10 protein-coding genes are annotated in these 14,907 nt (G+C 38.4%); all 10 read right to left on the minus strand.

Features of this window, described 5'->3' with window-relative positions:
* Window positions 1-3 precede the first annotated feature (3 nt).
* On the minus strand, window positions 4-1,113 hold the full coding sequence (locus A8709_RS28615) for a glycosyltransferase family 1 protein (protein WP_065857714.1): 1,110 nt from the start codon (window positions 1,111-1,113) through the stop codon (window positions 4-6).
* Window positions 1,098-2,252 (minus strand): glycosyltransferase family 4 protein, encoded by a 1,155-nt coding sequence (locus tag A8709_RS28620; RefSeq protein ID WP_065857716.1) that lies wholly within the window; start codon window positions 2,250-2,252, stop codon window positions 1,098-1,100. The genes A8709_RS28615 and A8709_RS28620 overlap by 16 nt, the downstream gene beginning before the upstream one ends.
* Window positions 2,253-2,263: 11 nt before the next feature.
* Complete coding sequence (galU, locus tag A8709_RS28625) at window positions 2,264-3,139, minus strand: UTP--glucose-1-phosphate uridylyltransferase GalU (protein WP_065857718.1); 876 nt, start codon at window positions 3,137-3,139, stop codon at window positions 2,264-2,266.
* Window positions 3,140-3,158: 19 nt separating this feature from the next.
* Complete coding sequence (locus A8709_RS28630; RefSeq protein WP_065857720.1) at window positions 3,159-4,985, minus strand: polysaccharide biosynthesis protein; 1,827 nt, start codon at window positions 4,983-4,985, stop codon at window positions 3,159-3,161.
* A gap of 484 nt (window positions 4,986-5,469) precedes the next feature.
* Complete coding sequence (locus tag A8709_RS28635; RefSeq protein WP_065857722.1) at window positions 5,470-7,662, minus strand: right-handed parallel beta-helix repeat-containing protein; 2,193 nt, start codon at window positions 7,660-7,662, stop codon at window positions 5,470-5,472.
* A gap of 122 nt (window positions 7,663-7,784) precedes the next feature.
* Entirely contained in the window at window positions 7,785-8,114 is a 330-nt protein-coding gene (locus A8709_RS28640) for an S-layer homology domain-containing protein (protein ID WP_065857723.1), read from the minus strand.
* A gap of 334 nt (window positions 8,115-8,448) precedes the next feature.
* Window positions 8,449-10,866 carry a right-handed parallel beta-helix repeat-containing protein gene (locus A8709_RS28645; RefSeq protein WP_065857725.1) on the minus strand — a complete coding sequence of 806 codons (2,418 nt, stop codon included), beginning with the start codon at window positions 10,864-10,866 and terminating at the stop codon, window positions 8,449-8,451.
* A gap of 237 nt (window positions 10,867-11,103) precedes the next feature.
* Entirely contained in the window at window positions 11,104-12,651 is a 1,548-nt protein-coding gene (locus A8709_RS28650) for a lipopolysaccharide biosynthesis protein (protein WP_065857727.1), read from the minus strand.
* Window positions 12,648-13,688 (minus strand): glycosyltransferase family 2 protein, encoded by a 1,041-nt coding sequence (locus A8709_RS28655; RefSeq protein WP_065857728.1) that lies wholly within the window; start codon window positions 13,686-13,688, stop codon window positions 12,648-12,650. The genes A8709_RS28650 and A8709_RS28655 overlap by 4 nt, the downstream gene beginning before the upstream one ends.
* A 14-nt stretch (window positions 13,689-13,702) precedes the next feature.
* Window positions 13,703-14,890, minus strand: a complete 1,188-nt coding sequence (locus tag A8709_RS28660) for a glycosyltransferase (RefSeq protein ID WP_065857730.1) — start codon at window positions 14,888-14,890, stop codon at window positions 13,703-13,705.
* Window positions 14,891-14,907: the final 17 nt, after the last annotated feature.

Raw genomic sequence — 14,907 nt, forward strand, 5'->3', positions numbered from 1 at the left:
TCATCACCTCGAAATGCTTTGATAAAAGCCCTCTGTCCAAGCGGCTGTATTCCGAATATCATAGCCCTGGTTCGATAAGGATAAGGCTGGTATGTGCCGAGAGCCGTTACTTGCCATGACTTGCTTCATTCGTTGAATCCACACCTCTTGGTTATTGAGCGGCAATCGATCAACGAGATGAATCCCCATATCCACTTCCTCGGTAATCTCATCTGAGATTACACAAGGCAATCCTGCTCCTTGCGCCTCGATCAGTGTGACAGGCAATCCCTCATGTAACGAAGGAAATACGAACATATCAAAACCTTGCAGCAACTGAGCTATATCACTTCGGACACCTAGGAATTTGACCTTGTGCTGGAGTTGAAGAGCTTCGGCCTTCTGCTCGATCTCTTCTCGCAATGGGCCGTCTCCTACGAGCACGAGCACCGCGTCTGGCTTCTCTTGCTGCATGCGGGCAAACAGTTCGAGGAGATACGTATGGTTCTTCTGATGCGTGAATCTCCCTACATGGCCTATGACATAAGCATCTGGGGATAGCTGCAGCTCACGCCTAATTTGCTTTCTAACCATAGGCGAATAAGCAAATTGATCACTCTCAATTCCATTTTTCAACAACATGACTTTGCTTCTCTTACTAGCAAATAGCCACTGTGCAGCCTTGTTGGAACAGGCTAGGAAATGAGTTGCACAAGAAGCGATGAACGTGCCAGCAAACCATTTGTAAGCTTTCGCTGTTAGACCGCCCTCACTGCTCGTGTTGTGACTATGAGCAATACGAATAGGTATCCTCGCTTTTTTGGCGGAGCGTAAGATAAAACCACTCATTTTATCCATATGGGCATGAACAATCTTGTAATTAGCCTCATCTGCGAAAAACTGATCCAGCGCTTGGATATATCTCTTATGTCCAATATCAGTTACATAGGGAATGCGATGAATAACGCCCCCCAGCTCCCTGATCTCGACATCATAGGCTCCAGCTTTGCAGGTTAAGAAATCGAATTGAATCTTCGTACGATCCACATTACGATATAAATTCATCAGAAGCGTCTCTGCTCCGCCCCTGTTCATATTCACGACGACGTGTAGAATTCTTATTGGATCGCCCACATACTCTCCACCTTTTCGTCCATAAATAAGGAATATATCGTACTCTTTTCCTTCAAAACCTGCTGAATGGCATACTTTCTTTCAACCATTCTTCTACCGCTCAAGCCCAGTTTTAAGCGTAATTCTTGATGCTGAGCAAGCAGTAAAAGCTTCTCTGCCATAGCCTCATAATCATTTGGTGCTGTAAGCCAGCCATTCACGTTACTCTGAACGAGCTCTCTATGCCCTCTATTAGCACCCGCGATGATAGGTAAGCCGCAAGCCATAGCCTCCATAATATTCACGGGCAGTCCCTCGCGCAGACTGGATGCGACTGCAATGTCACACATCGGCAACAAGTGATCGATATCCTTTCGATAACCAAGAAACGCAACACGATCGGCAATCTGGAGCTCCTTAGCTAGCTCTTTGCACTGCTCCTGCAACGGACCTACCCCAGCCAACAATAGCTTGACTTGAGGCACCTCAGCATGAATCGATGCTAACGCACGAATCAGCACCTGTTGATTTTTGTTCGTATTAAATTCTGCCGCATAAAAGAGTAGAATGTCCGTAGATTCATAGCCATTGGCTACTTTCATATCATCTTTACGCTTATCGCTCACAGGCTGGAAACGCTCCGTATTTACACCTACGCCATGTACATGCTCTATGCGGCTGGCTCGGAATCGCCGATCGAGGGCAAGCTTGTAATCTTCCTCATTAATGGTGATCAAGCAATCCGTCAAGTACGATAGGATTTTCTCAAGCGGGTAGTAGACCAGCCAGTGAAACAGCGGCGCACCTTGGCAGAAGTGAAAGCCATGTGCCGTATAGATGACCTTGGTCCCCTTCTTCCGGGTTGCCCTTGCAGCTAACCGCGCAAGTACGCCGCCCATCGGAGTATGGCAATGAATCATCTCATAATGATTCGCATCCATGATCGATTTCAGCCTTGTATAAGCTTCCAGGTTGGCCCGCTTAAGCGGTGATCGCTGGATGGGCACATCAAACTTCACATCCACATAAGGCAAGTCCATACTCCCGCTAGCGGCAATATGCACTTCCCATCCCTGATCCTTGAACCACTTCATATAGGGGAGATGAAAAGCTTGAAAGTGATAGTCGACTGTTGCGCAAAAAAGTATTTTTTTGGACATAAGAGCCTCACCTATTTAATTAATTCTTTCTCCATGAGCTCGGACAAATATTTCAATAGTCCGTATCTTAACTCTTTGCGCTGCAAGGCATATTCAATGGTGGTTTGGATAAAGCCCATTTTCTCGCCTACATCATACCGAGTACCTTCGAACTCATACGCATAGACCGATTCATAGCGATTTAATTCGGCGATGGCATCGGTCAGTTGAATTTCTCCTCCAGCCCCTGGCTGTTGGTTATTTAAGATTTCGAAGATGCGTGGCGTTAAAATGTATCGTCCCATGATCGCTAAGTTAGAAGGCGCCAGCTCTTTGAGCGGCTTTTCTACTAGATGATTAATACTATGTAAGCGCGGTTCGATTTCAAAACCATCCACGATTCCGTACCTAGATACCTCTTCGTCTGGAACGTGTTTAACACCAATGATGGAGGCATCTTGGTACTCGTATTGTTCCATCATTTGCTTTAAGCAAGGCTTATCAGCGCGAACGATATCATCGCCAAGCAGGACCGCAAAAGGTTCGTTGCCAATAAATTTGCGTGCGCACCAGATGGCATGCCCTAAGCCCTTCGGCTCCTTCTGCCTGATGTAATGAATATCCACATTGGAGGACTTCTTCACTTCCGAAAGTAATTCAAACTTTTGTTTCTCTAACAAATTTTGCTCAAGCTCAAATGAATTATCAAAATGATCTTCGATCGCTCTTTTCCCTTTACCCGTCACAATAATAATATCTTCGATACCGGATTCAACCGCTTCCTCAACGATATATTGAATCGTCGGTTTATCGACAATAGGCAGCATTTCTTTGGGCATGGCCTTCGTTGCAGGTAAAAATCGTGTCCCCAGCCCTGCCGCTGGAATGATCGCTTTTCTGACTTTCATGAGTCATTACTCCTTTTTATTAGCCGACTGAAGATAGTTTTTTAGATAAAAGAATGACATTGTTATTGCCTAAATTGAGCAAATGCTCTCTTAAGCTCTCTTTATCGAGCGAAGCATACATGGAAATCATTTCTTTGATTTCTTCGATGTACAGCTCTGCCGTTTTACCTATATAAATCTTGGGATAAACTTGCTGTTCCTCGATTTCATCCGCCTTCAGCAGCTCCTCATAAAGCTTCTCGCCAGGTCTCATTCCCGTGAATTCGATGCCGATATCTTCTACCGAGTTGCCGGAAAGCTTTATCAGATTTTTCGCTAGATCAACGATCTTCACCGGTTCCCCCATATCTAATACGAAAATTTCTCCGCCTTTGGCAAGGGCGCCGGCTTGCATAACTAGACGCGATGCTTCGGGTATCGTCATAAAGTACCGAATCATATCCGGGTGTGTAACGGAGACGGGGCCGCCTTTTTCAATCTGATGCTTAAACCTTGGAATAACGCTGCCTCTGCTTCCCAGCACATTACCGAAGCGAACAGCAACGAACTTGGTACTGCTGCTTTTATCCATATCTTGAATAATCATTTCAGCCATTCGCTTGGTGGCCCCCATGACACTTGTTGGATTCACAGCTTTATCTGTTGAGATCATCACGAATGTGTTGACTTCATATTTGCTAGCTGCCATCGCAACATTCATGGTGCCTATGACGTTGTTTTTCACAGCTTCCTCGGGGTTGCGTTCCATAAGAGGTACGTGTTTATGGGCTGCTGCATGATAGACAACATCTGGTCGGTGTCGATTCATGATCACCATCATCTTTCTGGCATCTTGAATGTCTGCAATCTCGGTAATGAATTCCGTCTGATCAAACTCCGCGATATCCTTTAGTTCCATTTCAATCGAGTAAATACTATTTTCTCCATGACCTAGTAGAATGAGCTTCTGCGGATGGAACTTCGCGACTTGCCGACAAATCTCTGAGCCAATCGAACCGCCAGCTCCTGTAACGAGCACCACCTTATGGGTAACGAATTCTGAAATACTCGCGATGTCTAATTCAATAGGTTCTCTACCTAATAGATCCTCAACATGCACATCCATGAATTGGTTGACCGAAAGCTTACCTGTTACCAGATCTTCCAGCATAGGCAGAGTCTGCGTTTTGGCTGACGTTTTGGCACATTCCTGAACGATGATATTCAGGTCTCTTTTACCCAGAGATGGAATAGCTATGATGATATTATCGATCTGCAGCTCCTTTACAATGTGCGTAATACGATTGACGCCGCCTACCACAGGTATTCCGAGAATATCCAAGTTATGAATGCGTGCATTATCATCAATAAAGGCAATCGGTTCTAGATCTGCGTCGTTATTTTTAATCAATTGCCTGGCTACCATTAATCCAGCGGAACCTGCTCCAACTACTAATGTACGTTTCTTACCTGTTTTCTTAATGTATGTATTCCGTAGAAGCCGCCAGCAGAAACGGGATCCGCCGATCAGCAAAACATGGATCATCCAGGTTACAGCAAGTAAACGGAAGGAAATATCCTGAACAGACATTTGCTGCACGAACGCAACCGCAATAATGGAGAAGCTGACTGCTTTTACAATGAATATTAATTCTGCGATACTCGCGTATTCCCAAGCTTTCTTATACAACTTATACCTGAAAGAAAAGACATGATGACCCAACAGCAGCGTAATGGAGCTTACGACCATGGGAATCGTTACGACATGTAGATCAGCACTCAGTAGGAATCGGCTAACAAAAATGGACGTCATGACAATAAAAGAGTCTATGAAAATTAATAGGGATAACCGTTGGCGATATGACAAATGAATCCCACCCTTTCACTAAAGTTCTTAAGTATAGGGCCTTTGGATAAAGACCGTATAATTAAATCCTTTAATACGTTGTAGGGCATCTAACCCTGCCTCGCACCACACTTTTGACGACTTGCGTCTAAGGTCCATATGACCCACAGCATGATCGAGTGCTTCCATTGATAACGGTTAGGAGGCATCACCGGGATTTGCGAGTCTCTAGCAGTTCTTTATAAAGAACGACGTGTGATAACTCTATCTTTTTCCTATTATAGAGAACACTTTCTCAAGTATTATTCTTTATAAAGAACATTATTGAGAAAAAAAATAGACTTTCTATAGCTGTCTTGACTTATTTTTATTGTAGTTCTTTATAAAGAACATGTCAACACTTTTAATTCTTTACACTTGCTATATAAAAAATAAGTCTAATTAGATTGGTTGGGTTCCAATTGTAAGTTGTAACCCCATTCATCCAGTTAGACTTCTCTCATACTTAGTCAGATAATACTTTGTTATTTGAGTTAATATCATTGGGCTTCAATAGTAATTTAGCATTATGCAGCACGTTGGATTCCACTGTATAAGGAGGTGCATCAGTTCCTGCATCTATTGTGCTAATTCCATTAACTGATACTTTTGAAAGAATAGTATTCCCACGAATTTCCGCCTTCCTTACCTGCGTTTGTTCGGCCGCTCCACCCAGTTTACCCATTCTAATTAAATCAAAGTAAGTAACTGTATTTTTCCGCGCATCAATTGTATTATTATTCAGGATTATTTCTTTTACACTTTGCGTATCAATAAGAGAAAGACCATATCCATCTGCTTTCTGAACAACAAAATTCGAATCAGATACGTGTATAACTGCATCTTTATTAATTACTGATAAAGTAGTTCGGTTCAGTTTGAAGGAACATTTATTAAATACATACGTCGCGGCATTGTTAAGTTCTACAGCTTCTATACCCTCGGAGTTTGTTTCAAATGAACAATTATTGTAGGTTCCTGGCGGAAGATCCAAACTTAATGACGAATCAAATACAACTTTAAAATTATCAAATATACTGCCATTTTCAACGTTGCCTCCAAAGACTCTAGTTGATGGCCCCTGGAACGTTGCATTCGTTACATGAATTGGCTTACCACTTATGTTAAATACCCCATTGGTGGAACCAGAATTAGTCAGCGATATATTGGAGAGTTCGATGCCGAAGGGAATATCGCTATTTACTGCTAGATTAGAATCTATTAATTCTAAATTGTTTACTATTACATTTTGACCCATAAGATCCACTTTCCCATTTTCAACATGATTGTTATTGAAGTTTGCATCATGCGCTACGGTAATACTAGATCCATAGAACTTATTGTTATTAATGGTAGCACCCGAAAATGGATCAGATATCGCTAAACCAATCGGTGCTTTCTCAAAAATATTATCAGTTACAATAGCGTCTTTACCGTCATACAATATTAAATTGTAAACTTCATTATTATAAAACCTGTTTTGCGAAATCGTTACATTTGTATTTGGATTAACACCACCTTCAAGATCAATCCCTGATTGTGGGGCAGTACCTTTCATATCGTGTAGTTTGTTATTGTTAATGAAAATGTTATTGGCTCCAGCAACTGTTATGCCTTGACGACGATTGAATGCAGATTCAGAATTAATTACCGACACTGCTTCTGATCTTGACTTCGTATAAATCCCCATACCATAGATACCGTCTCCACCGACTACTTTCGAATTATCTCCAACTACTGAACTTTCATGGATTGTGGCATTAAAATAGTCAGTATCATTGGGGATTGGAATGTATGACCAATAAAATTGTTGATTTTGAGATGAGCTTATAAAAGTCCCGTCAGCCTTGTAGAAGTAAATATCGAATACATCACTATTTGTAATGCCTTCTGGTCTTTCAAGTTCTACCGTTCTTCTTTCTTCAGTCCTATTCAATCTAGTTTTTTGTAAATTCTTAATTCTGATACTGTTTGAGTTAGCGACCAATTTACCCTGATCATCAATTCCGCCAGATTCAAAATCATTACTAAATAATGAATTGATAACATCGAAATGGGAACCTATATATATGCCATCTCCCGTAAAATTGGTTGTAGTAACACCATCTATCATGACATTTTGGACACCATCTGCTAATATCCCAAAGCCAAACTCTTGTGTTCCCCCTCGAGAATAATCATGAGTGTCCTTATCTCCTTTATATGTTCCACCTTTTATTGTAACGTCATGGACAGTAGGGCCCAAATAAAAAAGTTCATAGCCTTCATAATTATTAGACTCTTTTTGAATAATTGCCTGACTATCCAACTGAAACGTCATATTACTCACCATATTAATTCGTGCATTTTCCTCATGTTGCCCATTACCTTTCGCAATTAAATAGGTTCCGGCCGGCACAGCAAATACTTGGTATCCTTGATCATGCGCCCATTGAAGCGCTTGATTAAACCCGTTTGTTGTTTCAATAGGGTGGGTATTGTCATTATAAATCTGCCAGCGACTTAGCTCTAAATTATAGGTTAATTTAGATTGATCTGCTTTGATCTTCTGATATAAAGGATACAGATCATCAATCGTTTCACCTCGAGTAATAAGCTTGGTGTAGTCATTCGAGGCAGATATGACATTCTGCTGCAAGGCAGTTGCAACGATATTCAAAGCCCAAACTGATGTGACTCCTTGACCACTTTTTGGAGTGCTAGAAGCCTCCAGTTTAAGAGCTCTAAGTAAAATGGTAGCTAGTTGTTCCTTTGTTAGATACCCATCAGGATCAAATACCCCTACCCTTTTCCTTCCATTAACTTTGCACTAGTTACAGCTTCAATATATCCAGCATCTTGAGCCCAATGATTTTTCGTATCCACATAGGGTGAATGATCATTAATTAGCTTTAAATTGTACATTCGCACTAAAATTGTGGCAATTTCTGCGCGAGTCAGATAACCCTCCAATGCAGGATCACCATTACTTCTCCCCTCCAAAATATGATCCGCATTTAGAGCCTCAAACTTTTGTAGTGTTGTCAGATTGGCTGCTTGTGAATGGCTGCCAAAAGAAAACAGAAAAAGTATCGATATTAAGCAAAGTAGGAATACCTTTTTCCTCATCATTCTCCTCACTCCCCATCACATAGATATTTGCATTCATGCCTATCATTATATTGAACTACTTTATTTCGAAAGAATCATAGCTTTCATTTTATAACTAATACTATTCGCTTGAATAAATTATCGTTTGGTTTTTTTTGAATAGTTTTCAAAAAATAGAACTACCTTGTTAATTCTTTATAAAGAACTTATTCAACTCATCTATGATAGTTCTTTATAAAGAACATGTCAACGTAATTTTATAACCTACCGGTGTATCGCACAATACGAAAAGCACTGCCACGGGTGGGAGTGCTCTTATCACCACTAGGTGATTTATTCAAATCATAGCCCCTCATTAATAGATATTCCCAAAGGGTCTCAGTACAGCTAACAATCCAATCTCTTTCCACGTTAACGCCCCATCGGTGTACGTGGCCCCTGAAACAGCCGTCCACGCAGGCTGAGATACTCCTGATTTCCCCCCACCACTAATTACCTCATAAACATGTCCCTTTGCATTAATTCGCCAACCTGTCTCATAGTTGGTGGAAGCTACCCAGCTTTTAGCGTTCGCTATACCCTCTTGCGTACAAATCCATCCCATATTTCCACCAGTTACAAGTGGAACCTTTATAACTTGTTGACTAAGGTAGTAGTACCCCGCGGTTGGCATAGTAGACATCTTATCCGATTGAATCTCTGCAGTAACATTGATTAATTCAAAATTTGTAAACGTACAATTCATTTTTTTAATTGTTCTTGCAGAAACCATGTCAGCGCTAGTTTTCTCTGGGGAAGAAGAAATTATAGAATTAATGAATTCCACATCACCTAGGACACTACCATAGCCATCAAGTAGACCTTGATTTGAAGCTTTACTCCGACTATAGGTTATTTTAGATCCCTTAATGGACACATTGCCCCAAAAGAATGATTGTATTAATGGAATGGAACCTAATGAAATGATGCAATTATCAATAATTAAATTATGTCGAACGCTTCCAATATCATACATGGAAGAGCTAAATACTAACGGTTTCGTTGGGTTATTAATTGTACAATTAATCAACGTATGGGTATTCAACCCAGTGGAGTACTCATATTGACCCTCTTGAAAATCCGAATCACGAACTGTAACCACTGAGGAGTTCTGAACTCTAATACGAGAATTGATAAATTTACAGCGACTAATTATGTCTAGTGATGTGGGCATCGCGTTTACATAAATACTACTATTATCTATAAATACGCATTGCTCAATCTTTGTTAGGTCGTTATTGACATTAAATTTACTATTATTTTTAAAAGTATTATTCCTAAAATTTAAGATTTGAACAGGAGAATCAACTACAGTATTATTTGTAAATACATTATTGGATATTGATGCAACACTCCCTCCACTACCCGGAAAGTTGAGAGAACTATTTATTACGATGTTATTCTCAATAATCCAGCTACGATGGAAATTATCAAATTCATAACCATATAAGTTAGCAAAGTAAAAGTAATTATTCGTAATTACACAATTGTTTAAGTTATATAGAATTACTCCATATACGCAGTGTCGAAATTCATTGCCCGTTATCTCATTAAATTCCCCTCTCAGGGCTATAGCCATTCGAGTAGTATCAAATACATTATTCCTTATTTTACAATTATGACCAACATTATCTTCCGTATTGATACAGTAACGAGTGAAATCAGTGAATGACGGTATACCATCAATATCATAATCTTGTGGAACAGCATTGTCATGAAAGTAATTATGCTGGATGGTTACGTTATTCGTACCAAGTAAAATTCCTCCGCGATGATTTCGGTGAATTTCATTGTGTTCAATAATCACATCATCAGATAACCCTTGTTCAATTAAGTATATCCAGTAAGGTGGGTTGCCTGGTAAGCACCCATCGTCAAGTGTTCCATTGCCTTCAAAGGTAATCTTTATTTTTGCCGCGTTCTTGGGGACACTCACCTTATCCCTTGTTCTTACATCCGTATTACTGGAAATAAATGAATTATCAGATTTATAAAAGTTCAGACTGTACACACTTCCTGGTATGGAAGTTGTAGGAGCGTATCCTAATCCAATCATGGTAAAAGATTTTATTTTACTAGGTAATGCTATGAAATTTGCACTTCGTAAACTGTTAGTTGTTAGCCCGTTAATTGTAGTCCCGCTTTTGAAATCAATTGAGCCAAACTCCATTGTACCAATATCAAATCCTGAATAAGGCGTGTAGCCTAAACTAATAGCATCACCCATAAACTGCGAAAGATTACAGTTCCGAACACTGCAATAATTAGCGCCTGTTCCAAATCTAATACCGTACGTCGTCTCTATCGCTTTTTCTGCGGAAGATGAGAAACTGCGATCAATCCGATCTCCTATCAAGTTCAAATTTTGAATGTGTGTGTATGGTGTGGTACAAAGTATAACACTCCCGGAAAATTGAATAATCGGATTTGTTGTTAGATCAAAAGGTGATCGAACATCTGAATCATAGATGACCTTTAGATTGGAAAAATTAAAATCTATGGTCAGATTTGATTTTGTGATTATTGGATTGGGATAACAAACAGCATAATCAGCTCTAGGGAATACGACATGATTATATCCATTATCATAGGCATATTGTAATACTTTGTTAATGCCAATTATATTATTGTTAGCATTTACATAATTGGATTTCACATAAGGCTTAACAGGAAATCCTGTTACAATGCCATAAGTTACAAGATCTGTCGCAGTTATCGAATAAATTCTCGCCATGTACCTTTACACCTCCATTTTTCTCTTCTATTAAGATATTCAAAGCAATGTAAAGGGTAAGTGATATATAACTATAATCATCGCAATTCCGCGCATCCAACAAAACTGACTAATCGCTTGCTGCTATAAAAGTACGAAAAAGGCTTCCTTTTTTAACAGAAAAACACCTTTCTTGTTATCATGGAAGTGTCGAGCAACCATGCTAACAAAGAAAGGTGTTGTGATTCATTACTGAGATTATACTTGATATGAGTCTATTTTGGGTCTTCTCTTACTGCTTACATATTGCTTTAATACCTGATATAGATATTGAAATTCTTTGGTCTTATAAAATAAACATACGTAAATTAGATTCGGAATCGTGATACAAATTAATCCTCTTACAATAATTGAAACTAGACTATTTCCCACTACGATTGATTGACCTACGTACGATGTCACTATGCATGTCAAAATCGTTAAAACTGCATACACGCCGTATTTAGCAAAGTATAACCATATCGATTTCTTGAAAATATTTTTATACACAATGAGTGGTTGCGTCCAAAAAACGGTAACAATCGTGCTAATTGTTGTGCCCATAAAAATACCCGCTAAATCAAAGTACCTTAATAAGACAAGAGAGGCAATTAAGTTTAAGATTCCCTCTATGATGGGTACATACTTATCTTGAACAAACAAACCTGCTCTGGTTTTAAATGTAGCTATGGATGTACGCATTCCCGTCAAATAAAAGTTTACTAAAATTAACATGTAAGTTCGATGATCTAAAAGGAAACCGCTGCCGAGCCACCAGTTTATGAATGGCTCTAACACATTGTATAAAAAGATTACAATTATCGAAAATAGCCAAAAATTCACCAAATAGGTGATTTTAAAAATGGAGTAATTCTTTTCACTGCTCTCTGTGGCAATTAAATTCCCAATACTAGCTCCAATTCCGCTAAGGATAGGGCTTAATATACCAGATAGTTGCCCCAGAAGCATTGTATAGTTTGAATAAAAGCCTACAACTGCGATACTAATGAATGAAGATATTAATAAACTATCTGTTCCAAATACAAGATAACTACCTACATTATGTAGAAATAATGCTTTTATATTCTTAATGATATTATCCTTTGTACTTACATCAACATCATGTTTAACACTTGTTTTCAGATACTGATATTTTCTATCTACAATTATTCCGTTTACGATATTTTGGAACACTAATACGATGAGTTCAATGGCTAAGTATAGAATATAGTTATGAGTAACAATTAGAATCCATATTTTAATAAATGTAACAACAACCTGAAACAACAATTCCATTCTAGCTAGTATGTACCCTTTTTGATCGGCTTGAATCAATGTCCATTTATGAGCATTGAAATATGAAATCATATTCTTAAATACAAATAAAAAATAGATGGTGGGTAGATATGGGATTTTGCTTGCATCTTTAATAAAATGGCCAAGTAAAGGATATATACAAATACTTATTAATAATATAATTAGAGCTAATATTCGATATGTCTTTCGATATAGTTGTATCAAAGCGATAATTTTATAGCGATCATTGTCTGCGAGCGGTTTATATAAGTTGTATGTAATACTTATCCCTATGCCCCCTTCTACCAGCGCCATCATGGACAACACATTAATTAGTAGGGCATTCACTCCTAAATATTCAATGCCTAGGCTATCTATAAATACCTTCCTAGAAACAAAACCTAGTAGTGTGATAACGACTTGTGAGAAGATACTCATTCCGATGTTTTTAATTGAATTCTGTGTTCTCATTGTGCCTTTACCTTTTCCAAATAAGATTGCACTCTCGTTTTTGTTTTTTCGAACTGTACAAATAGTTTTTCATTCTTATTTACGCATATTCTTTTCAAGAATTTATAATAAACGGAGGGACATTCGTAGTAAGCAATATGTTTTTGAAAATCTCTATCATTCATTATATTTGATAGGATCTTATGCTTTTTTTGTAAAGATAGAGGGCTATGTACTACGCTTTGCATATAATTAGTCGCAGCTGAAATATAATCTTGAAGTATGTGATTCATATAGTCATCTAACTTATACTTTTCACATAAATAAATGCCGAAATTTTTATTATCTTGAATATAGTCAAACATGTTTTCCCTAAACTTCTGAGATAGTGAATTTTCTTTGCGGATGTAATAGTTGTATAGCGGCCTATCTGTAAAAACTAGTTTATTTATCTGGGTTAATAACGTAAGATTCAATCGAGCATCTTCGCCAAAATGCATATTGGGGTTAAATCTATTTGCAATATTTTCAAAGCATGACCTTTTATATAGTTTATTATAGCAAGATAGAAGACTATAGTAGTTGCGCATTAATATTGCTGGAATAATATGATTTTCTATTATTTTATTATCAACAACACAATGAGCTTGATCCCAAATCGAGGTTATAGATATTTGATTTCTTACTTCATCTATGACTTGAAATGGGCAAACAATCATATCTGCCGTGTACTTCAAGGCGTACTCGATTAAGCAATTGTACATATCCGGGTGTATATCATCATCTGAGTCAATAAATCCGATATACTCTCCTTGAGCCATTTCTATTCCACTGTTACGTGCTGACGATACTCCACCGTTCTCTTTATGGATTGCTTTCACTCTTGCATCCCTCTGCGCGTATTCATCACAGATAACACCGCAATTGTCTGGTGATCCATCATTAATTAGAATAAGCTCAAAATCAGTAAACGTTTGTGCTAATATGGAATCAATACATTTGCTTAAATGCGTTTCCACATTGTATACAGGGACGATGATACTTATTTTGGGTTTCATGTATTAACCCCTTTCTACACTAAATTAGCAAATAATTGGTGAGCGTTTTCGTATGAATCCATGCTCGTTTTCCATAAATTATTAGTCAACCTATCACGTTCTTCCGGATGATCGATCAGATATTTAACTTTGTCATACAAGCTATTTTCATCATAGTTAACAACCCATCCGTTATATCCGTCTACAAGTTGCTCATGAGCTCCTGTAAAATCGGTTGTGACAATGGGCTTACATAAACATCTAGCCTCCGCTAGTGTAAGACAATAACCTTCATGTCTTGATGGTTGAACATAGATATCCGCCTGTTCTATGTAGGGATACGGATTTGGCGTTGCTCCTACTAGTATAAAGTCATCCATTACCCCGTATTGCCGAATTAACATTTCATATTCCATTCTCTCCACGCCATTACCGATACAATACCATCTGACGCAATATCCCTCCCGACGCAATCTAGCTAACACTTTAATCGCGAGGTCTTGACCCTTTTCCTTAGAAAGCCTTCCTACTGTTACAATTTGTATCCCGTTAAACGCTTCATCAAATTGAACAGGTGCTCTGGACATTTCACGTATAACATTTGATTGTATGACATTTTTAAATACTTCTGTCTTTCCCGTAGTTGAGGGGATTTTCTTCAACAATTGTTGTTGGGCTTCTTCAGAAACAACATAGATTGAATTATATTTTCGGTATAATTTGGTATACAATTTTGTGTTTATTGCGAATTTTGAAACGTCGAAATGAACCCAGGATATTTTCTTCGCTGCGCTTACTTTGTTCGCAATATAATAATCTATAATATCAGTAGGCCCTTGATAAGTAATGGCTACATCATATTCATTGGAATGGTTCGGAACACTCTTAAATACTTCTCTGTAGTATACATGCCTAAGATCAAAAAATTTAGATACACAATATGAATAAGTAAACGAAATTAATTTTGAGTAGCGTTTGTTTTTCAGGTAACTTTTAATTGTTTTTTGAGGTGGTTGCAGGATAATCGGCTGCAATTCTTTAAACCATGAGGCTTCTTGAACGTTCACCCAGTCTGGTACATGCGCTAAGAATTCGCCTTTTTTCTCTAATAGCAATAGTGTAACCTCGTATGACTCTTGGGGGATAATAGATAACAATGAAAGCAATGATTTTTCTACGCCTCCAATGTTCATACTGCTCATCACTAAAAGTATTTTTTTCATGATAGCCCCCCATTCTT

Origin of the sequence: Paenibacillus pectinilyticus, from assembly GCF_001700435.1 — a bacterium.
In the GTDB taxonomy this organism is placed as follows: Bacteria; Bacillota; Bacilli; order Paenibacillales; family NBRC-103111; genus Paenibacillus_E; species Paenibacillus_E pectinilyticus.

Excerpts from the sequence above, each read along its gene's own strand:
- A8709_RS28645 (WP_065857725.1), bottom strand. The coding sequence starts at position 10,866 with ATGGCGAGAATTTATTCGATAACTGCGACAGATCTTGTAACTTATGGC.
- A8709_RS28660 (WP_065857730.1), bottom strand. The coding sequence starts at position 14,890 with ATGAAAAAAATACTTTTAGTGATGAGCAGTATGAACATTGGAGGCGTA.
- A8709_RS28620 (WP_065857716.1), bottom strand. The coding sequence starts at position 2,252 with ATGTCCAAAAAAATACTTTTTTGCGCAACAGTCGACTATCACTTTCAA.
- galU (WP_065857718.1), bottom strand. The coding sequence starts at position 3,139 with ATGAAAGTCAGAAAAGCGATCATTCCAGCGGCAGGGCTGGGGACACGA.
- A8709_RS28640 (WP_065857723.1), bottom strand. The coding sequence starts at position 8,114 with ATGATGAGGAAAAAGGTATTCCTACTTTGCTTAATATCGATACTTTTT.
- A8709_RS28655 (WP_065857728.1), bottom strand. The coding sequence starts at position 13,688 with ATGAAACCCAAAATAAGTATCATCGTCCCTGTATACAATGTGGAAACG.
- A8709_RS28650 (WP_065857727.1), bottom strand. The coding sequence starts at position 12,651 with ATGAGAACACAGAATTCAATTAAAAACATCGGAATGAGTATCTTCTCA.